Annotated in this window: 17 protein-coding genes, 1 tRNA gene, 1 pseudogene and 1 riboswitch; of the genes and pseudogenes, 8 read left to right on the plus strand and 11 right to left on the minus strand. The window is 62.3% G+C overall.

Features of this window, described 5'->3' with window-relative positions; genetic code table 11:
• Positions 1-14: 14 nt before the first annotated feature.
• Together ACMGE0_RS10130 and tesB are read right to left on the minus strand one after the other, a co-directional pair.
• A complete protein-coding gene (locus ACMGE0_RS10130; protein WP_143531451.1) occupies positions 15-353 on the minus strand; it encodes a P-II family nitrogen regulator in 339 nt (112 codons plus the stop codon).
• 224 nt (positions 354-577) lie between these two features.
• Positions 578-1,465, minus strand: a complete 888-nt coding sequence (tesB, locus tag ACMGE0_RS10135; RefSeq protein ID WP_436815723.1) for an acyl-CoA thioesterase II — start codon at positions 1,463-1,465, stop codon at positions 578-580.
• An 84-nt stretch (positions 1,466-1,549) separates the two neighbouring features.
• Between tesB and ACMGE0_RS10140 the strand changes: the two are divergent.
• Positions 1,550-2,767: pseudogene (locus tag ACMGE0_RS10140) on the plus strand (ubiquinone biosynthesis hydroxylase); the annotation flags it as partial.
• A 6-nt stretch (positions 2,768-2,773) separates the two neighbouring features.
• On the opposite strand, the gene ACMGE0_RS10145 reads toward ACMGE0_RS10140, so the two are convergent.
• The 4 genes from ACMGE0_RS10145 to ACMGE0_RS10160 all read right to left on the minus strand — a co-directional run bounded on the left by ACMGE0_RS10145 (position 2,774) and on the right by ACMGE0_RS10160 (position 5,314).
• The gene (locus ACMGE0_RS10145) at positions 2,774-2,962 is read right to left on the minus strand and encodes a Trm112 family protein (protein WP_436815724.1); all 189 of its coding nucleotides are present in this window, start codon (positions 2,960-2,962) and stop codon (positions 2,774-2,776) included.
• A gap of 8 nt (positions 2,963-2,970) precedes the next feature.
• Positions 2,971-3,648, minus strand: a complete 678-nt coding sequence (locus ACMGE0_RS10150) for an LON peptidase substrate-binding domain-containing protein (protein WP_436815725.1) — start codon at positions 3,646-3,648, stop codon at positions 2,971-2,973.
• A 124-nt stretch (positions 3,649-3,772) separates the two neighbouring features.
• A complete protein-coding gene (gene trxA, locus ACMGE0_RS10155) occupies positions 3,773-4,747 on the minus strand; it encodes a thioredoxin (protein WP_436815726.1) in 975 nt (324 codons plus the stop codon).
• Between the two features lie 57 nt (positions 4,748-4,804).
• On the minus strand, positions 4,805-5,314 hold the full coding sequence (locus ACMGE0_RS10160) for a prolyl-tRNA synthetase associated domain-containing protein (RefSeq protein ID WP_436815727.1): 510 nt from the start codon (positions 5,312-5,314) through the stop codon (positions 4,805-4,807).
• Between the two features lie 302 nt (positions 5,315-5,616).
• Here ACMGE0_RS10160 and ACMGE0_RS10165 point away from each other — a divergent pair, with 302 nt between their 5' ends.
• The 6 genes from ACMGE0_RS10165 (at position 5,617) to ACMGE0_RS10190 (ending at position 11,516) form a co-directional block, all read left to right on the plus strand.
• Complete coding sequence (locus tag ACMGE0_RS10165) at positions 5,617-6,075, plus strand: (2Fe-2S)-binding protein (protein WP_436815728.1); 459 nt, start codon at positions 5,617-5,619, stop codon at positions 6,073-6,075.
• A 3-nt stretch (positions 6,076-6,078) separates the two neighbouring features.
• Complete coding sequence (locus ACMGE0_RS10170) at positions 6,079-8,232, plus strand: xanthine dehydrogenase family protein molybdopterin-binding subunit (protein ID WP_436815729.1); 2,154 nt, start codon at positions 6,079-6,081, stop codon at positions 8,230-8,232.
• 26 nt (positions 8,233-8,258) lie between these two features.
• A complete protein-coding gene (locus tag ACMGE0_RS10175) occupies positions 8,259-8,927 on the plus strand; it encodes an Isoquinoline 1-oxidoreductase subunit (RefSeq protein ID WP_436815730.1) in 669 nt (222 codons plus the stop codon).
• Between the two features lie 189 nt (positions 8,928-9,116).
• A tRNA-Gly gene (locus ACMGE0_RS10180) sits at positions 9,117-9,191 on the plus strand.
• 159 nt (positions 9,192-9,350) lie between these two features.
• Positions 9,351-10,715, plus strand: coding sequence for an NfeD family protein (locus ACMGE0_RS10185; RefSeq protein WP_436815731.1), 1,365 nt, complete (start codon positions 9,351-9,353; stop codon positions 10,713-10,715).
• A 27-nt stretch (positions 10,716-10,742) separates the two neighbouring features.
• Positions 10,743-11,516 (plus strand): slipin family protein, encoded by a 774-nt coding sequence (locus tag ACMGE0_RS10190; protein ID WP_436815732.1) that lies wholly within the window; start codon positions 10,743-10,745, stop codon positions 11,514-11,516.
• A gap of 169 nt (positions 11,517-11,685) precedes the next feature.
• Here the strand turns inward: ACMGE0_RS10190 and ACMGE0_RS10195 are convergent, their stop codons facing one another.
• The 5 genes from ACMGE0_RS10195 to ACMGE0_RS10215 form a co-directional block, all read right to left on the minus strand.
• Positions 11,686-13,812, minus strand: a complete 2,127-nt coding sequence (locus tag ACMGE0_RS10195; protein WP_436815733.1) for a methyl-accepting chemotaxis protein — start codon at positions 13,810-13,812, stop codon at positions 11,686-11,688.
• A 263-nt stretch (positions 13,813-14,075) separates the two neighbouring features.
• Complete coding sequence (locus ACMGE0_RS10200; RefSeq protein WP_436815734.1) at positions 14,076-15,098, minus strand: aldose epimerase family protein; 1,023 nt, start codon at positions 15,096-15,098, stop codon at positions 14,076-14,078.
• An 84-nt stretch (positions 15,099-15,182) separates the two neighbouring features.
• Positions 15,183-16,364: a vWA domain-containing protein gene (locus tag ACMGE0_RS10205; RefSeq protein ID WP_436815735.1), complete on the minus strand. Its 1,182-nt coding sequence runs from the start codon at positions 16,362-16,364 to the stop codon at positions 15,183-15,185.
• Between the two features lie 9 nt (positions 16,365-16,373).
• Positions 16,374-17,312: a homoserine O-acetyltransferase MetA gene (gene metA / locus ACMGE0_RS10210; RefSeq protein WP_436815736.1), complete on the minus strand. Its 939-nt coding sequence runs from the start codon at positions 17,310-17,312 to the stop codon at positions 16,374-16,376.
• A gap of 58 nt (positions 17,313-17,370) precedes the next feature.
• Positions 17,371-17,448: riboswitch (SAM riboswitch) on the minus strand.
• Positions 17,449-17,498: 50 nt separating this feature from the next.
• Positions 17,499-18,338, minus strand: a complete 840-nt coding sequence (locus tag ACMGE0_RS10215) for an AAA family ATPase (RefSeq protein WP_436815737.1) — start codon at positions 18,336-18,338, stop codon at positions 17,499-17,501.
• A gap of 95 nt (positions 18,339-18,433) precedes the next feature.
• Here ACMGE0_RS10215 and ACMGE0_RS10220 point away from each other — a divergent pair, with 95 nt between their 5' ends.
• Complete coding sequence (locus ACMGE0_RS10220; RefSeq protein WP_436815884.1) at positions 18,434-19,090, plus strand: thiamine diphosphokinase; 657 nt, start codon at positions 18,434-18,436, stop codon at positions 19,088-19,090.

Consider the following 19,090-nt stretch of genomic DNA (forward strand, 5'->3'; position numbering starts at 1 on the left):
CTGTCAGCCCGTGCTTAAAGTGCTTCTGTATTGGTTTCGCCGGTACGGATGCGCACGGCCTGCTCGATCGAATAGACGAAAATTTTGCCATCGCCGATCTGGCCGGTCTTGGCAGCCGAGGCGATCGCTTCCACGGCCTTGTCGACGAGGTCGGAGGGGACGGCGATTTCGATCTTCAGTTTCGGCAGAAAACTTACGGCATATTCCGTGCCGCGATAGATTTCGGTGTGTCCCTTCTGGCGTCCGTAACCTTTGACTTCGGTGACGGTCAGGCCCTGGATACCGACAGCCGTGAGGGCTTCGCGCACCTCATCCAGCTTGAACGGCTTGATAATGGCCATCACGATTTTCATCTGACTTTCCCATCCTTTGGTTGTCCTCGGCATCAGGCCGACTCTCCTCATCGCCGGCAGATCATGACAGCGACTGGCAGATTACATTCAAGGGGCGTGCCAGATTCGGACGGGCCTATAACTTATTGAAATATAAACACTTATAAAAACGATCCTAAGAAAAGGGCAGTTGAGTGGCTCAAAGGCGGCTAAACCTTGTGCAAATTTTAAAAATTGCACAAGAATTATTCATTTGCCTTTTTCCGAATCAATCCTTCCTGCGCCACGGAGGCGATCAGCGTGCCGGAACGGCTATAAATGCTGCCGCGGGTCATGCCGCGTGCGCCGGAGGCGCTGGGACTGTCCTGCGTGTAAAGCAGCCAGTCGCCGAATGTGACGGGCCGGTGAAACCACATGGCATGGTCGAGGCTTGCCGCCTGCAGCGCCGGATCGAAGATGGACGTGCCGTGCGGATAGAGCGAGGCGTCGAGCAGGGTCATGTCGGAAAGCCAGGCGAGCACGGCCGCCTGATAATGACGATCCGCCGGCACCTCGCCGACGGTGCGAACCCAGATATCCTGACGCGGCTCGAGCTTGTCCCGGGTCAGGTAGTGCACGAGCGAGGTCGGCCGGATCTCGATCGGCCGCTCCCGGGTCCAGTAACGCCGGACCGACTCCGGCGCCTGCTGGAGGAAGAGTTCCTTGAACTCCTTCTCGCCCATCAGGTCTTCCGGCTGGGTGACGGCGGGCATGTCGATCTGGTGCTCATACCCCTCCTCCTCGATCTGGAAGGAGGCGGACATGGAAAAGATCGCCTTGCCGTGCTGCACCGCCACGACCCGCCTGGTGGTGAAGCTTGACCCGTCTCGGATGCGCTCCACCTGATAGAGGATCGGCACGGAAGGATCGCCGGGGCGCATGAAATAGGCATGCAGGGAATGCACGAAACGATCGGCATCGACGGTGTGCTGGGCGGCCATCAGCGCCTGGGCGATGACCTGGCCGCCGAAGACCCGCTGCCAGCCGGCGTCCGGGCTTACGCCGCGATAGAGATTTTCCTCGAGCTTTTCGAGGTCGAGCGTCGCGATCAGTTCCTCCATGGCGGCGGACGAGGATGCGGTCTGGCGCGACATTATGACGGACTCCGACGATAGGAAGCGGCTGCCCGATGGTCTATATGCATGGCATGATATTCTCAAGTCTCACGGGAGCTTAAGCCGATGCTGGACATGCTGGTTGCAGGGGGCGGTTATGTGGGTCTCGCTGCCGCGGTCGCGGCCAAGCAAGCGGCGCCGCATCTGAAGATCGAAGTGATCGAAGCCGCTCCCGCCGGTGCCTGGGAAAAGGACGAGCGCGCCTCCGCCATCATCGCCGCGGCGACGCGCATGCTGGAGGTCTTCGGCGTGTGGGACGAGATCGCGCCCGAGGCCCAGCCGATCAACCGGATGATCGTCACGGACAGCCGCACGTCCGACCCGGTCAGACCGGTTTTCCTTACCTTCGACGGCGCGGTCGAAGAAGGCCGCCCCTTTGCCCATATGGTGCCGAACGTCGCCATGGTCAGGGCGTTGCGCGGCGCCGCCGAACGGCTCGGCATTGCGATCCGCGAAGGTGTCTCCGTGACCGCCTTCGAGACGGGCGGCACCCGCTGCGCCGTTTCGCTCTCCGATGGTTCCGCCATCGAGACGCGTCTGCTGGTCGCCTCCGACGGCGTGCGCTCCCGGCTTCGCGACATGGCCGGCATCAGGACCGTCACCTGGAACTACGGCCAGTCGGGCATCGTCGCGACCGTCGCCCACGAGCGGCCGCATGAGGGCGTGGCGGAAGAACATTTCCTGCCCTCCGGCCCCTTCGCCATCCTGCCGCTCACCGACAACCGCTCCTCGCTGGTCTGGACGGAACGGACGCCGGAAGCCGACCGGCTGGTCGCCTCCGACGATCTGGTCTTCGAAGAGGAACTGCAGCGCCGCTTCGGCCACAAGCTCGGCGAGCTGCGGGTGGTTGGCGGGCGGCGCGCCTTCCCGCTCGGCCTGACGCTCGCACGCGCCTTCGTGGCACCGCGCTTCGCGCTGGCCGGCGACGCGGCGCACGGCATCCATCCGATCTCCGGCCAAGGCCTCAATCTCGGCTTCAAGGACGTCGCCGCCCTGGCGGAAACGGTGGTGGAGGCCGACCGTCTGGGCCTCGATATCGGCGCGCTCAACGTGCTGGAGCGATATCAGTCCTGGCGGCGTTTCGACACGTTCCGCATGGGGGTGACGACGGACGTCCTGAACCGGCTGTTCTCCAACGACATCACGCCGATCCGCATCGCCCGTGATTTCGGGCTCGGCATTGTCGACCGCCTCCCGAAGCTCAAGGAGTTCTTCATCGATCAGGCCGCCGGCAAGACCGGCGAGGACGGACCGAAACTGCTCGCGGGGCGGGCGATCTGATCGGCCTTACTTCTCGATCTTGCGGGCCTCGGAAACCAGCATGATCGGGATGCCGTCGCGGATCGGATAGGCAAGCTGGGCGCTTTGCGAGATCAGCTCGTTGGTCTCCCGGTCGAAGGAAAGCCGCCCCTTGGTCAACGGGCAGACGAGCAATTCGAGAAGTTTCGGGTCTACCTTGCTGAGCCTCTCGTCCATGCGCTGGCCTACTGGAGAATGGTGTCGGAATCGCCGAAGTCCCGCGCCAGCAGGATCTCCGTGATGGCGATCAGCGTCTCCGCGCGTGTCTTGAGGTCCGGCGCCTCGAGCAGAGCCTGCTTTTCCGCCGGACCGAAAGGCGACATCATCGACAGCGAGTTCACGAGCGTCCGGTTGCCGGCGCGCTCGACGCTCTCCCAATCCGCCTCCAGCTTGTTGGCATCCAGATAGGCGCGGAAGACGCGCAGGAGCTCGACGCGATCCACCGTGCTTTCGTCATCTTCCGCGGAGAGATCCGCCATGAACGGTGCAATCTTGAAGGTGCGATAGGGATGGCCCTGCCCCACTTCGCTGAGCAGCCGAAAGCGGCAGACCCCGCTGATGGAGGTGATGTAACGGCCGTCGCCCGTCTCGGCAAACGAGGTGATGCGGCCGATGCAGCCGACGTTGGACAGCGGGAGGCGCGGACTTTCCGCCGGTTCGCCGGTTTCCAGAAGCGACGGTTGAACGATGCCGATCAGCCGGTCGCCTGCGAGTGCCGCATCGAACATGGCGAGATAACGCGGCTCGAAGATGTTGAGTGGCAATTGTCCGCCTGGCAGAAGCAGTGCGCCGGTGAGAGGAAAAACGGGAACCTTCTCCGGCAGGTCCTCCCGCTTCACATATCTCGCGTTTCCCACATGCATGGGTCCGACACCTCCCAGACCACCGGCCCAGACCACCGAATAAGATTGCTGCCCCGAATAATGTGGGGCACTCGTTCGAGAACGCAAGACCGCACCCGGATCGAGCGGCATGGAAAAGAGCCGGCTACGAAAAGAGGATGGAGGACAACCGGCGCCGCGCCGCGATCGTCGCAGGATCCTTGGGTCCCCAGACCTCGAAGAACTGCAGCAGCTGGCGGCGTGCGCCATCGTCGTCGAACGCGCGATCCTTGCGCATGATCGTCAGCAGGTGATCGGCTGCCTGTTCGCGCTCGCCCTGGACGTTCAGGATTTTGGCAAGCTTCAGCCGCGCCTCGTGATCGTCCGGATTGGCGGCAAGCTGATGTTCCAGCGCCACCGGATCGCCGAGCTTGCGGGCTTCCTCGATCTGCTCGATCTTCCTGGCGACCGCCTGGATCGCCGGATCCTTGGCAAGCTCCTCCGGAAGGGAGGCGAGCATCTGGCTGGCACGGGCCGGATCGCCCATGGCGATCAGGCATTGCATCATCCCCGCCGCGGCCTTGGCATTTTCCGGATCGGCCTGCAATACGGCGCCGTAAAGCTGCGCAGCCCCCTGGATATCGCCACCGGCAAGCAAGGTCTCGGCTTCGGCCAGCACCGATTCGATCTCGGCAGCCTGATCGGCACCCGGCGGTCCCGCCAGCCGGTCGATGAATTGGCGTACCTGGCTTTCCGGAACCGCACCCATGAAGCCGTCGACGGGGCGGCCGTCCACGAATGCGATCACGGCGGGGATCGACTGGATGCCGAGCTGGCCCGGGATCGACGGATGATCGTCGATGTTCATCTTCACGAGCTTCACCCGCCCCTGGCCCTCGTTGACGACCTTTTCGAGAACGGGCGTGAGCTGCTTGCAGGGGCCGCACCAGGGCGCCCAGAAATCCACGAGGACCGGCTGGCGGCGGGATTCCTCCAACACGTCCTTCGTGAAGCCGGCCGTGCTGGTGTCCTTGATGTGGGAGCCGTCTGCGGGCGGAGCGGCCGGTGCTGCGCCGTAATTGGCCGAGGCGGTCATTTGTCCGCCGTAAGAACCCCCATAGGGATTGTCGCTGCCGCTCATGAATGTTCTCCCAGGAACGCGTTCCATACTGTCTGACTTGCTCGCAAAGATCGTATGTCAGTCCGTCACTTTCAAGACAAGCGGCGGATGACCCGTCGCTTCCAGAAAACGGACGAGATCGTCACGGCCGATGGACGTCGTGGCGTCGTTCGAAAGCGGATGGCCGTTGACGATATCATGCTTCATCAGGTCTTCGTCGAGCACGAAGGTAACATTCCGGCCCGTGTCATTGAAAGCGCCGAATACCGTCACCGCTCCCGGAATGACGCCGAGATATTCCATCAGCTTTTCCGGCCTGCCGAAGGAGACGCGGCTCGCGGCGCCGATGACCTTGTGAACCGTTTTCAGATCGACGTTCGCGCGTTCCTCCACCGTCAGGACGAAGTGCCGGTCCTTCTTGTCCTTTACGAAGAGGTTTTTCGTATGACCGCCGGGAATTTCCTCGCGCAGGCTTTCCGATTCCGAAACGGTGAAAACCGGCGGATGGCTCTTGGTCGAATGGGGAATATTGAGGCTGTCGAGGAAGCGGAAAAGGTCCTCGGCGGTTTTCGGTAGAGTGTCGGTCATTCTCAAGGAAGTTCTATTGGCGGGCAGCGGGACTATAGCCCCAATGTTCTCCCGGGCCAAGCGCAACGCACACGATCTCGTGAGGCGCTTGAACCTTGCGGGGGGATCGACCAGATTATCATAACCGGAGGTCCATCCGATTGGAGCAGCCTCCGCAACCATAATAAAAATAAGAAGCTCCCATTTTTCATTTGATTTCGACGCACCGCTTTTCCGCGTCCCCGATATCGGCCTGGCCGATAGCAGCCGCTTTAATCCCATTGCCGGCGCATTGTCCGGCTTCTCACACGAAAGGTCTGGCCATGGTCACCTTCACGCTCAACGGACAGGAACGAACGTTCGACGGCGACCCCGATACCCCGCTTCTCTGGGTCGTGCGCGATTTCGAAAAGCTCACAGGCACCAAATATGGCTGCGGCGTCGCCCAGTGCGGCGCCTGCACGGTGCATCTCGACGGCATGCCGCGCCGCTCCTGCATCACCCCGATTTCGATGGTCGACGGCTCCGAGGTCGTCACCATCGAAGGCGTTTCCGGCAAGGAGGCCGATGCGGTGAAGACCGCCTGGGCCGGTCTCGACGTACCCCAATGCGGCTACTGTCAGTCCGGACAGGTGATGTCGGCGGTTGCCCTCCTCCAGATGGTGCCGAAACCGACCGACGCGGATATCGACGGCGCGATGGCCGGCAATATCTGTCGATGCGCCACCTACCATCGCATCCGCGCGGCGATCCACAACGCCGCCAGTTCGATGGAGGGCTGAGCCATGACGCTGCATGATATCACCGCCACCCGCCGCGGCTTTCTCGCCGGTTCGGGTCTCGTCATCGGCGTGGCGATCGCGCCGAAAATGCTCACCGCCGCACCGACGGGCGTACAGGCCGGCGGCGATGCCGCGCTGGCCCCGATGAACGCCTTCGTGAAGATCGGCACCGACGATACGGTGACCGTGCTCTCGAAGCACATCGAATTCGGCCAGGGCCCGTTTACCGGCCTTGCGACGTTGGTCGCCGAGGAACTCGACGCCGACTGGGGCCAAATGCGCGCCGTGCACTCGCCGACCGACAACAAGGTCTATGCCAACCTTTCCTTCGGCCTCCAGGGCACGGGCGGTTCGAGCTCGATCGCCAACGCCTACGAGCAGATGCGCAAGGCCGGCGCCACGGCCCGCGCCATGCTGGTCGCCGCGGCCGCGGAGGAATGGGGCGTGCCCGCTGCCGAAATCACCGTGGAAAAGGGCCGCATCAGACATGCCGCCTCCAACAGGGAGAGCGGTTTCGGCGCGCTTGCCGAAAGGGCCGCCCGCCAGACGCCACCTGCCGAGCCCAGGCTCAAGGACCCGGCCGATTTCGTGCTGATCGGCACGGAACTGCCGAAGCTCGACACCCACGGCAAGACCAACGGCACGGCGATCTTCACGCTCGACATCACCCCGGACGACCTGCTGATCGCGGTTGTCGCTCATCCGGAACATTTCGGCGCCACCGTGAAGAGCTTCGACGATACCGAAGCCCGCAAGGTGCAGGGCGTCGTTGACGTGAAGCAGGTGCCGCAGGGCATCGCCGTCTATGCGGACAACACCTTTGCCGCTCTGAAGGGACGCGATGCGCTGAGCATCGAATGGGACCTTTCCAAGGCCGAAACCCGTTCATCGGAGGAACTCGCCGCCGATTATTCGAGGCTCTTCCGCGAGCCGGGGCTGGAGGCTGCCAACAACGGCAATGTCGATGAAGCCTTCAAGGCGCCCGGCCTGCAGACGGTGGAAGCGGAAATCGTCTTTCCTTTCCTCGCCCATGCGCCGATGGAGCCGCTCGACGCCGTCTTCATCAAGGCGGCGGACGGATCGGTCGACATCTATAACGGTGCGCAGTTCCCGGGCATGGACCAGACGGTTGCGGCCCAGATTCTGGGCCTCGACGAAACGAAGGTGCGGGTAAATACCCAGCTCGCCGGCGGCAGCTTCGGCCGCAAGGCGCAGTTCGGTTCGCCCTACATGCAGGAAGCGGCAGCCGTCTATGCGGCAAGCGGCGGAAACCGTCCGCTGAAGCACATGTGGACCCGCGAGGACGACATTCGCGGCGGCTACTACCGTCCGATGTATGCCCACAGGATGCGTGGCGCCATCAACGCCGAAGGGCAGATCACGGCCTGGGAACAGGTGATCGTCGGCCAATCGATCATGGGCAAGGCCGATCTCGATGAGACTTCGGTCGAGGGTGCGTCGAACCTGCCCTACGCGATCCCGAATCTGAAGGTGACCTCGCACAACGTCCAGCTCGTCGTGCCGCCGCTCTGGTGGCGCTCGGTCGGCCATACCCATACGGGTTTTGCGGTCGAGACCTTCGTCGACGAGCTCTTCCAGAAGATCGGCCGCGATCCCGTGGAAGGCCGCCTCGCGCTCCTGACGGAAAAGCCGCGCCATGCGGGCGTTTTGCGGAAAGCCGCCGAAATGGCGAACTGGGGTTCCAAAATACCCGATGGCCGCGCCCGTGGCGTCGCCGTGGTGGAAAGCTTCAGCACCTATGTCGGCCAGGTCGTCGAGGTCTCGGTCGGCCCGGATGGGGCGCCACGCGTGCACAAAGTCTGGTGTGCGGTTGACTGCGGTGTTGCGGTCAACCCGAACGTCATCAAGGCGCAAATGGAAGGCGGCGTGGGCTACGGCCTGGGCGCAGTCCTCTTCGATGCGGTGACGCTCGGCAAGGGCGGCAGGATCATGCAGTCGAACTTCCACGACTACCGATCGATCCGCATCGACGAGATGCCGGACGTGGAGGTGGAGATCATCAAGTCGACCGAAAGGCCGACCGGTGTGGGCGAGCCCGGCGTGCCGCCCGTCGGTCCGGCGGTCGCCAATGCCTGGCGAAGCCTGACCGGAGCACCGGTGAGGCAGCTTCCGATCGTCAATATCGTTTCGGCCTAACGACTCAGGATGAGGACCAACGACCGATGAACCTGAAAATCGCTCTCACCGGCTCCGCTCTGACCAGCGTTGCCGCCGGCTGTCTCTTCGTGGCCGCCGGGACGGCGCTTACGCCCGTCTCGGTGGCGCAGGACGCCAGGACCGACGCGAGCCCGCTAAGACCCGCCTCCTCGTTCCAGTCGATCGCCAACGAGGGGGAACGCTCCGTGGCGCTCTTCACGGAAGCCGGCAAGGTCATCCAGCATCCGCGCTGCGTCAACTGCCACCCCGCGACGGACCGACCGCTGCAGGGAGCCTCTATGCATCCGCACCAGCCGCCGGTCTTCCGCGGCGACGGCGGCATGGGGCTTCCCGGCATGCAATGCACCACCTGCCACAGCGCCGAGAACACGCCGGTCGTCGGCCAAGCCGATACGATCAAGAGCATCCCCGGCAATCCCGCCTGGCACCTCGCGCCGATCGAGATGGCCTGGGAGGGCAAGACGCTCGGCCAGATCTGTCAGCAGATCAAGGATCCGGCCCGCAACGGCGACATGACCATGGACGAGCTGGTCGAGCACATGGCGCATGACGAGCTGGTCGGCTGGGGCTGGAACCCGGGCGCCGGCCGCGAGCCGGTGCCGGGCACACAGGCCGAGTTCGGCGAACTGATCCGCGCCTGGGTGGATTCCGGGGCGGTCTGTCCCGCCTCCTGAGGCAAGGCGGCCGCCGGTTCCTGCACGGAGCCGGCGGCCGGAAGAGTCTGGCGGAACCGAAATTTTTCTTGCCGCCAATCGTCATTTCCCTGTTGCATTTGAAAAAAGTCTGGGCCATATAGCGCCCGTCGCCGGCAACGAGCCGCGATCTTCGGTCCAGCGAACTACCCCGGACCGACGGATTGATGAGCGGGTGTAGCTCAGGGGTAGAGCACAACCTTGCCAAGGTTGGGGTCGAGGGTTCGAATCCCTTCGCCCGCTCCAGTTTCTTCAAGGTCTATACCGGCAGCCATTCCTGACATTCTTGCCGATTCTGCCTGAACATAGGAAGGTTCCGCCCTTACCGTTTCGCAGCTCCGCCATATCTTCAAGAGGATGTGCGCTCAGCGAAAGATAGTGCAATATCCAGGATTTTGGCGGCGAATGCTGTCAACCCTCGCGTTGATGCTGGCTCTGTGTTCGGCCTTGGCTTCGGCCGCCCCGCTGCCCTCCGAAACAGCACGCGCTGCCGTGGTGCTGAAGGTGACCGGCGCCATCGGTCCGGCAACTGCCGATTATGTGAGACGCGGTCTTCAACACGCAAACGATCAGAGAGCCAGCCTGGTCATCCTGCAGATGGACACGCCCGGCGGTCTCGATACGTCGATGCGCGACATCATCCGCGCGATCCTGGCTTCGCCCGTGCCGGTCGCGAGTTTCGTGGCGCCCAGCGGCGCGCGTGCGGCCAGCGCCGGTACGTATATCCTTTACGCGAGCCATATAGCGGCCATGGCGCCTGGCACCAATCTGGGCGCGGCGACACCGGTCGCAATCGGCGGGGGGCCTTTCGACGGCGGTACGGAGCCGGAGCGCGATGCTCCCAATGAGCCGGCCGGCACACAGCGACAGCCTCCCCGCGAAGCCCGCGAGGCAAAGGCGGTCAACGATGCCGCGGCCTTCATCCGCGGACTTGCCGAATTACGCAATCGCAACGCCGATTGGGCGGAACGGGCCGTGCGCGAAGCTGCGAGCCTTTCTTCGACCGCCGCGGCCCGGGAGCACGTCATCGATTTCACGGCCGCCACCATCGACGATCTTCTGACGCAGGCGCAGGGCCGTACGGTACGGGTGGGCCAAACGGATATCCGAATCGACGCAACCGGGCTTACGGTTCAGGAATTCGAACCCGACTGGCGGACCCGACTGCTCTCCGTGATCACCGATCCGAACATCGCGCTCATCCTCATGATGGTCGGCATCTACGGCCTGATCTTCGAATTCCTCACCCCCGGGACATTTGTCCCCGGCACGATTGGCGGTATTTGCCTTCTGCTGGGTCTCTATGCTTTGGCGTTGCTGCCGGTTAACTACGCCGGCATAGGGCTGATTGCCCTTGGCGTCGGATTGACGGTGGCCGAGGCGCATTCGCCTTCCTTTGGCGCCCTCGGCATTGGCGGCGGGATAGCGCTGATACTCGGTGCAACCATTCTGTTCGAACCGGATATTCCCGGCCTGGAGATCTCTTGGCCCGTGCTGGGTGGCATTGCGGTCGTCAGCCTTGCGCTCAGTGTCGTCATCGCCCGCCTCGCGTTCTCCTCACGCCGCCGCAACGTCGTTACCGGGGCCGAACAGATGATCGGCATTTCGGGTAAGGTGGACAGTTGGGAAGAGACATCAGGTTATGTCATCGCGCATGGCGAACGCTGGAAGGCCATTTCCGCCGAACCGCTCGCCGCCGGTGACAACGTGAACGTAATCGGCCGAAACGGACTGACGCTTGAAGTCGCTCACAGCCCGCGAGAAGAATAGCGGCCTTCCGAACGAGGAGGAAATGTCATGGGCATGCTTGCAGATATCGTCTTCTATCTCGTAGCCATCCTCCTCTTGCTGCTCATCGTCGTATCGGCGATCAAGATCCTGCGGGAATACGAACGCGGCGTCGTTTTCACGCTTGGGCGGTTCACCGGCGTCAAAGGCCCGGGCTTGATCCTGCTCATCCCTTACGTCCAGCAAATGATACGGGTCGATCTGCGTATGCGGGTGCTCGACGTGCCCAGCCAGGATGTCATCTCCCGCGACAACGTCTCGGTGAGGGTCAATGCCGTGATTTACTTCCGGGTCATCGACCCCGAGAAATCGACAATTCAGGTGGAGGACTTCATGACGGCCACAAGCCAGCTCGCCCAGACGACACTGCGCTCGGTGCTCGGCAAGCATGATCTCGACGAGATGCTGGCCGAACGCGACAAGCTCAACAACGACATCCAGGAAATCCTCGACGTCCAGACCGATGCGTGGGGCATCAAGGTTGCCAATGTCGAGATCAAGCATGTGGACATCAACGAATCCATGATTCGTGCCATCGCCCGTCAAGCAGAGGCCGAACGCGAGCGTCGGGCGAAGGTCATCAACGCCGAGGGCGAGCAGCAGGCAGCGGCGAAGCTGCTTGAGGCAGCCGAAATCCTCGCCAGGCAGCCGGAAGCGATGCAGCTTCGTTACCTGAACACGTTGAACGTCATCGCCGGCGAAAAGACTTCAACGATCCTGTTTCCCTTCCCTATGGAATTCGGCGATTTCATACTGGCCAAGCCGGACAAGCCGCCGAAATAACAAGAGCCGAAAGCTCTGTTGCGGCAGAGAACTGCCTGGTTACCGACGGCGCTGCCTTCAAGGACCCCGACGCGATCCGGGGCTTACATCGATGCCGATGTCAGCGTCATCCTGCGGCGCTGAAATCCTATCTGAAGACGCGCCTCCTGGCTTCGGAAACGGCCGTCGATCAGGCGGCGCGGGAACGATAGCCGCGAGCGGAATATCCGTGGGAGGCGGACCGGGCATTCGTCTTGAAGCGGGTCACCATCTCCGCAAGGTTATCGGTTTCCTGCGTCAGGCTCTGCGCCGCGGCAGTGGTTTCCTCGACCATCGCCGCGTTCTGCTGGGTCACCTTGTCCATCTGGTCGGCGGAGGCGGCGACTTCCCTCAGACTCGTCGCCTGCTCATTGGTGCTGGATGTGATCGTGTTGACGAAATTACCCATCTGCGCGACTTCGCCGACAATGTCCTCGAGCGATTTGCCCGAAGCGGTGACCAGTTCGACGCCCTGCTTGACCTGAGCCGACGAGGTGGAGATCAGCGTCTTGATCTCCTTCGCGGCGTCGGCGGACCGCTGGGCGAGCCCACGGACCTCCTGGGCGACAACCGCAAAGCCGCGGCCGGCCTCTCCCGCGCGGGCAGCCTCGACACCGGCGTTGAGAGCCAGGAGGTTCGTCTGGAAGGCGATATCGTCGATCACCCCGATGATGCGGTTGATCTGTTCGGCCGAGGTTTCGATCGCGGCCATGGCGGCGACCGCCTTGGCGACGATTTCACCGCCGCGCTGCGCCTTCTCCTGCGCCAGCGTGGCAACGCCCTGGGCATGACTTGCGCCATTGGCGCTTTCGTTGACGGCGGACGTGACCTGGCCGAGAGCGGCAACCGTTTCCTCGAGGCTCGCGGCCTGCTGCTCGGTGCGCTTGGCGAGATCGTTCGAAGCGATCGAGATTTCCTGCAGACCGGCGCGAATCGTGCCGACGGCACCCACGACCAAGCCGATCGCCTCTTCGAGATTGGCGACGGAGCTGTTGAACTTTGCCCGGATCGGCTCGAATTCCGCAGCGACGGGGCGGTCCATTCGCACGGTCAGGTCGCCGCCGGCAAGACCGTTGAAGCCGTCTTCGATCGCATGAACGAAGCTGCGCAGATCCTCCGCCTTGGCGTTGTCGATCGCCGACTGCCGCTGGCGCTGGCTTTCCTGCGCTTCGCGGGCTTCCGCCGTTTCCCGCTCCAGGCGGATGTTCTCCTCGGCGGCCTGCTTGAAAACCTGTACGGCACGCGCCATCGCGCCGACTTCATCCTGGCGCTCCTGGCCCGTCACTTCGGCGGAGAGATCGCCGGATGCGAGCTTCGCCATCGTGGTCGTCAGACGACGCACGGTATTGCCGAGCGAGCGGGCGAAAATCAGGAAACCGATAAGCGACAGGATCGAGACGATCACGCTGCCGGCAACCGTCATCCAGATCGCCGTTTGGCTGGCCTGCACGAGAGGCGTGATATCCGAAGCGATTTCGAGAACACCGACCTTGGCGCCGGAAAAGTCGAGCAGCGGCACAGCCTCGACGGCATAGTTCCTGCCGCCGATATCCGCATAGCGGCGGACCTTGCCCGTGTCGTAAGCCTCCTGCAGTTCCGCAGGTGTCAGGATCGGATCGCCGGAATAGGTGGACGCCTGCTTGTCGAACTTGTCTGTGCCTTTGGTGTAAAGCGCGACATCGGCGTTCACTTCCTTCGTCAGGCGGGCGAAATAGGAATCGACGAGCTTCAGGCCAACGTCGACGACGCCGACCACGTTGCCGTCCTGGACCACGGGAGCGGTCGCAAACAGGCTGACGGCGGTGCGGCCGGTCTCGATGCCGGCAACGAGCTTGTTCTCAGCGAGCGCGGTTGCCACCATCTTCCGGCGTGCCTTGATATTGTCGCCGAAGACATCCGGATCATGCACGCGGGCGACCACATTGGCGCCGGCGTCGCTGAAGGTGATCATCTCGATGCCGCTCGCATCCTTGACCGCCTTCATGTTCGAATAGCGGGCGAGCAGGTCCTGCCTGCCGTTGGCGAGGATCAACGGCGCCGTTTCAGGAGTGGCCGCGATGGTCAGGGCGAGAGCTGCGGCGGCGCGCCTTTGGGCCGCCATATCGTCCTGGACCACCGCAAGGTCGCTTTCAAGTTCAGTCTGCAGCGCCTGGTCGGTCATGCGCGACTGACGATCCCAGGCAAGGCCGCCGATCGCACCGCTCGCGAAAAGAACCGCCGCGAATCCAAAAAAAGTGAGCCGTGTGGAAAGCGGCTTCCTGATGACGATGTCGTTCATATGTTCTCTCAGAGGGCGGTCACTCGCCGGCGGCGGCAATCCTGAAGAAAATTAGTCCAGGATCGGTTGAAATTTAACTAACGGCAGAATTGAACCGCATTCCACAATGTAAACCGGCCAGCGAAAGCTTGTTTTCGCTGGCCAACGGCAGGGAACAATTTGATATGGACGCAAAGATTTACGGACTTTACGCGCATCCCGGATTTGTATGACCAACGTTTATTTTTCACACGGCCATCCAGCCGGGACGAGACCGATCATCATCACTGTTTCGAAAAGACATAATCCGTCTCCTGCCGCAGCACTTCGCCGGGGCGCAGCACGACGTTCGGAAAATTTGCGTGGTTGATGGCGTCCGGCCACACCTGGGTTTCCAGGCAGAAGCCGGCGAAGGGGCCATAGCGACGGCCTTCCAGGCCCGGCACGGGAAGCTCCTGAAGCTTGAAGGCGGCATAAAACTGCACGCCGGGCTCGGTGGTCCGCACTTCCATCGAAACGCCGGAATAGATGCTGCGCGCCAGGGCCACCGGGCGCTTTTCGGTGCGTTCCGTCGAAAGGCAGTAGTTATGGTCGAACAGGACCTGCTTGCCGCCATCGAACCGCTTCATCGGTCCCATGTCGCCGAGATCGAACGGCGTGCCGGCGACCGCCGTCAGCTCGCCGGTCGGCAACTGCTTCTCGTCGACGGCAACGAGATGGTCGGCGGCGATCATGATGTCGTGGCCGAGCGCATCCTCGCGGCCGTCGAGATTGAAATAGGAATGCTGGCAGATATTGGCGAGCGTCGGCCGGTCGGTGGTGGTCTCGTAGACCACCGACAGCACGCCGTCATCCTTGAGATGGTAGGTCGCCCTGATGGTGCAATTGCCTGGATAACCGGCGCGGCCATCCGGATCTGTGATCCGCAGCACGACCTTGTCCGACGCATGGTCGACGATCGTCCAGTTGCTGCGGCCGATCCCGTCCGTGCCGCCGTGAAGGTGGCCGATCCCCGGCTGGTTCATCTCGAGCTGATATTCTTTGCCATCGAGCGTGAAACGGCCGCCGGCGATGCGGTTGGCGCAGCGGCCCGGAGTCGCCCCGAAATAGGGCGAGTGGACCGGATAGAGATCGAAGGTCTCGAAGCCGAGCACGAGCGGCGGCTGATGGCCTTCGAGCCTGAGATCCTGGATGACGGCGCCCCAGGTCATAACATAAGCCGTCAATCCGCCGCCGGAAATTCTGACCCGATACACGGGCTCGCCTTTCTCCGTCGTGCCGAAAACCTCGAAATCCCGATGCGCCATGAATACTTCCTCCGCAATATCTTTGGCGGCAAACTGCGCGATTTGGCGGCAAGCTGCAACGCCGTCATCAAGAAAATCCTTGAGTCACCGGGTCAGTGCGCGCGTCGCCTGTTCCAGACCGCCGAGCGTCAGCGGAAACATGCGGCCGGTCATGAGCTGCCGCATCATGCCGATCGAGGTCGTATGGTTCCAATGATCCTGCAGCACCGGATTGAGCCAGATGCAGCGGCGGAAGTGCTCGGTGACGCGCTGGATCCAGACCTGTCCCGGCTCCTGGTTCCAATGCTCGACCGAGCCGCCCGCATGGCTGATCTCGTAAGGGCTCATCGAGGCGTCGCCGACGAAGATCACTTTGTAGTCTGCGCCATAACTGCGGATGAGATCGAGCGTCGCCACCCGGTCCGAACGGCGGCGGTTTTCCTTCCAGACGCCCTCATAAAGGCAGTTGTGGAAGTAGAAATGCTCCATGTGCTTGAACTCGGCCCGCGCCGCCGAGAACAGCTCCTCTACCACGCGGATATGGCCGTCCATCGACCCGCCGACGTCGAAGAACATCAGGAGCTTGACAGCGTTGTGCCGCTCGGGCCGCGTCTGCACGTCGAGATAGCCGTGTTCGGCCGTGGAGCGGACCGTGCCGGGAAGATCGAACTCTTCCGCCGCTCCTTCTCTCACCCAGCGCCGCAGCCGCTTCAGCGCCAGCTTGATGTTGCGCGTACCGAGTTCGACCCTGTCGTCGAAATCCCGGAATTCGCGCTTGTCCCAAACCTTCACCGCCCGGCGATGGCGCGACTCCTCCTGCCCGATGCGGACACCTTCCGGATTGTAGCCATAGGCTCCGAAAGGCGACGTGCCGCCGGTGCCTATCCATTTCGATCCGCCCTGATGCCGGCCCTTCTGCTCCTCCAGTCGCCGGCGCAGCGTCTCCATCAGCTTTTCAAAACCGCCGAGCGACTCGACGAGCTTCTTTTCCTCCTCCGTCAGGTGTTTCTCGATAAGCTTGCGCAGCCACTCCTCGGGAATATTCGCGATATCGAGGCCCGGTTTGCCCGACACTGTCTCCAGTCCGTGGAAATGGGAGGAGAATACCTGGTCGAACTTGTCGATATGCCGCTCGTCCTTCACCAGCGCGGCGCGGGCTAGGAAATAGAACGCCTCGACGTCGAAATCCGCCAGCCCCTCCTCCATGCCTTGGAGAAGCGCCAGGAACTCCCGCAGCGTGACCGGGATCTTTGCTTCTCTCAAACGCAGGAAGAAGGGGATGAACATCGCGCCGATCTATTCCGTGCCGATCTTCTCCAGCTCGCCAATTTTCTGCGGCTCATAGGGCGTCGTCTGGTAGATCTCGTTGATCCAGTTGCCGAAGAGAAGATGCGCATGGCTGCGCCAACGGTTCAAGGGCGTCAGCGTGTCATCATTATGCGGGAAATAGTCGTGCGGCAGCTTGATGGGAATGCCGGCATTGACGTCCCTGAAATACTCGTCCGCGAGAGAAGTGGAGTCGTATTCCACATGATTGAACATGTAGAGACGCTTGCCCTTCTTCTCGTGCACGAGACAAAGGCCCATCTCGTCCGACTCCATCAGGATTTCGAGGCTCGGCACCTTCTCGACATCGGCACGGCGCACCTCCGTCCAGCGCGACACCGGCACCTGGAAGTCGTCGGAGAAGCCGTTGAGATAGACGGAGGACGGCGCGAGATTACGGTGGCGATAGACGCCGAAAGCCTTTTCCTTCAGCTCGTATTTCGGCACGCCGTGGAAATGGTAGATCGCGGCCATGGCGCCCCAACAGACATTCATCGTCGAATGCACGTTGGTCGTGGTCCAGTCGAAGATCTTCTCCATCTCGTCCCAATAGGTGACTTCCTCGTAGGGCAGCGTCTCGATCGGAGCACCGGTGATGATGAAGCCGTCGAACTTGCGGTCTTTCACCTCTTCCCACGTCTCGTAGAAGGAGAGCAGATGCTCCTCCGATGTATTCTTGGCCTTGTGGTTGCCGACGCGCACCAGCGAGAATTCCACCTGCAGCGGCGTGGCGCCGACGAGGCGTGCCATCTGCAGCTCGGTCTTGATCTTGTTCGGCATGAGATTGAGGAGCCCGATCTGCAGCGGACGAATGTCCTGCCGCACCGCCGCGGTTTCGGTCATCACCCGCACACCCTCTGAAACAAGGGTGCTGAATGCGGGCAGCGTATCGGGAATCTTGATCGGCATGTCTAAACCCACAAAATAAAAAACCGGCGGCGACAAAAATCGCGACCGGTCCGTGGGAAGTCATCTTCTCGCGGCCCTTTAGCGACTTTTTTTACGTGGCTGCAAGCCGGCCGGCCAAATCACCACGAATGACGGCGTTTCAAATACGCCTTGCTCAGCCTCTCGTCAATGGGAGCAAAATCTTGCTCATCGCTCCCGCCGCGCCATGAAGGCCATCCGTTCGAAGAGATGCACGTCCTGCTCGTTCTTCAAGAGTGCGCCGTGCAGCTTCGGAAGCGCGTTCTTCACGTCGCCTCGCAGGTCGGCCGGATCGACGCCGTCGGAAACGAGAAGCCGGATCCAGTCGAGCGCCTCGGACGTCGACGGCTTCTTCCTGAGCCCTGGCATTTCGCGGATTTCATAGAACTGGGTCAGCGCATTGCGGACGAGCACCTGCTTGATGCCCGGATAATGCACCTCGACGATGCGGGCGAGCGTCTCGACATCCGGGAAGCGGATATAGTGGAAGAAACAGCGGCGCAGGAAGGCATCCGGCAGCTCCTTCTCGTTGTTGGAGGTGATGACGACGATCGGCCGGACCCTCGCCTTCACCGTCTCGCCGGTCTCGTAGACATGGAACTCCATACGGTCGAGTTCCTGCAGGAGGTCGTTCGGGAATTCGATATCCGCCTTGTCGATCTCGTCGATCAGCAGCACGACCTTCTTGTCGGACGCGAAAGCCTGCCAGAGCTTGCCGCGGCGGATGTAATTGGCGACATCGTGGACGCGCTCGTCGCCGAGCTGGCTGTCGCGCAGCCGCGAGACGGCATCGTATTCGTAAAGCCCCTGCTGCGCCTTGGTGGTGGACTTGACGTTCCATTCGATGAGATCGAGGTTAAGCGCCGCGGCCACCTGCCGGGCGAGTTCCGTCTTGCCGGTTCCGGGTTCGCCTTTGACCAGCAGCGGACGCTCGAGCCGGATCGCGGCATTGACCGCCACCATGAGATCCTTGTCGGCGATATAGTCCGCGGTACCCTCAAACTGCATCTTGGCATCCCGATCGAAAGAACGAGCCGCAAACTAAAAGCTTGGCTTCGGCGGCGCAACAGCTTTCCCTGACCTACCGCTTTGCGCTATGGGCAATGCCCATGAGCCATTCGACGTTCACCATTCTGCTCGGCGGCAATCTGACCGTCACCGACCGCCTGCGAGAAGCGGTCGGCGCCAGCCGCTTCATCGCGGCCGACAGCGGCATGCGGCATGCGGCGGCACTCGGCGCACAGCCGGAACTCTGGGTGGGCGATTTCGATTCCACCGATGCCGAGCTTGCCGGGCAATGGCCGGACGTGGAGCAGCGGACCTATCCGCCCGCCAAGACCGAGACCGATGGAGAAATCGCCACGGCGGAAGCGATCGACCGCGGCGCCACGAAGCTGATCTTTGCCGGTGCGCTCGGCGGCGAACGCAGCGACCATGCGCTTCAGCATCTCCTTCACGCCATGAGCCTTGCCGAGCGCGGCTTCGATATCCTGCTGACGTCCGGCGAAGAGGAGGCCGTGCCGCTGCTTCCGGGTGAAAAGGTGCTCGACCTGCCGAAGGGCTCGCTCTTTTCGATCATCGGTTTCTCGGCGCTCGAAGGGCTCGATATCATCGGCGCGCGTTATCCGCTGGAAAACTTTTCGCTGCCCTTCGGCTCCTCCCGCACCGTCTCGAATGTTGCGGAAGGTCCGCTGGAATTCCATCTAAAGAGCGGCAGGGCGATGATCCTCGCCCGCCCCTACGACTTTACAGGAGCCTGA

The sequence above is a fragment of the Neorhizobium descurainiae genome, from assembly GCF_051400715.1.
GTDB lineage: Bacteria > Pseudomonadota > Alphaproteobacteria > Rhizobiales > Rhizobiaceae > Neorhizobium.

Excerpts from the sequence above, each read along its gene's own strand:
- ACMGE0_RS10130 (WP_143531451.1), bottom strand. The coding sequence starts at position 353 with ATGAAAATCGTGATGGCCATTATCAAGCCGTTCAAGCTGGATGAGGTG.
- tesB (WP_436815723.1), bottom strand. The coding sequence starts at position 1,465 with ATGTCGCGCCAGACCGCATCCTCGTCCGCCGCCATGGAGGAACTGATC.
- ACMGE0_RS10145 (WP_436815724.1), bottom strand. The coding sequence starts at position 2,962 with ATGGACGAGAGGCTCAGCAAGGTAGACCCGAAACTTCTCGAATTGCTC.
- ACMGE0_RS10150 (WP_436815725.1), bottom strand. The coding sequence starts at position 3,648 with ATGCATGTGGGAAACGCGAGATATGTGAAGCGGGAGGACCTGCCGGAG.
- trxA (WP_436815726.1), bottom strand. The coding sequence starts at position 4,747 with ATGAGCGGCAGCGACAATCCCTATGGGGGTTCTTACGGCGGACAAATG.
- ACMGE0_RS10160 (WP_436815727.1), bottom strand. The coding sequence starts at position 5,314 with ATGACCGACACTCTACCGAAAACCGCCGAGGACCTTTTCCGCTTCCTC.
- ACMGE0_RS10165 (WP_436815728.1), top strand. The coding sequence starts at position 5,617 with ATGGTCACCTTCACGCTCAACGGACAGGAACGAACGTTCGACGGCGAC.
- ACMGE0_RS10170 (WP_436815729.1), top strand. The coding sequence starts at position 6,079 with ATGACGCTGCATGATATCACCGCCACCCGCCGCGGCTTTCTCGCCGGT.
- ACMGE0_RS10175 (WP_436815730.1), top strand. The coding sequence starts at position 8,259 with ATGAACCTGAAAATCGCTCTCACCGGCTCCGCTCTGACCAGCGTTGCC.
- ACMGE0_RS10185 (WP_436815731.1), top strand. The coding sequence starts at position 9,351 with ATGCTGTCAACCCTCGCGTTGATGCTGGCTCTGTGTTCGGCCTTGGCT.
- ACMGE0_RS10190 (WP_436815732.1), top strand. The coding sequence starts at position 10,743 with ATGGGCATGCTTGCAGATATCGTCTTCTATCTCGTAGCCATCCTCCTC.
- ACMGE0_RS10195 (WP_436815733.1), bottom strand. The coding sequence starts at position 13,812 with ATGAACGACATCGTCATCAGGAAGCCGCTTTCCACACGGCTCACTTTT.
- ACMGE0_RS10200 (WP_436815734.1), bottom strand. The coding sequence starts at position 15,098 with ATGGCGCATCGGGATTTCGAGGTTTTCGGCACGACGGAGAAAGGCGAG.
- ACMGE0_RS10205 (WP_436815735.1), bottom strand. The coding sequence starts at position 16,364 with ATGTTCATCCCCTTCTTCCTGCGTTTGAGAGAAGCAAAGATCCCGGTC.
- metA (WP_436815736.1), bottom strand. The coding sequence starts at position 17,312 with ATGCCGATCAAGATTCCCGATACGCTGCCCGCATTCAGCACCCTTGTT.
- ACMGE0_RS10215 (WP_436815737.1), bottom strand. The coding sequence starts at position 18,338 with ATGCAGTTTGAGGGTACCGCGGACTATATCGCCGACAAGGATCTCATG.
- ACMGE0_RS10220 (WP_436815884.1), top strand. The coding sequence starts at position 18,434 with ATGCCCATGAGCCATTCGACGTTCACCATTCTGCTCGGCGGCAATCTG.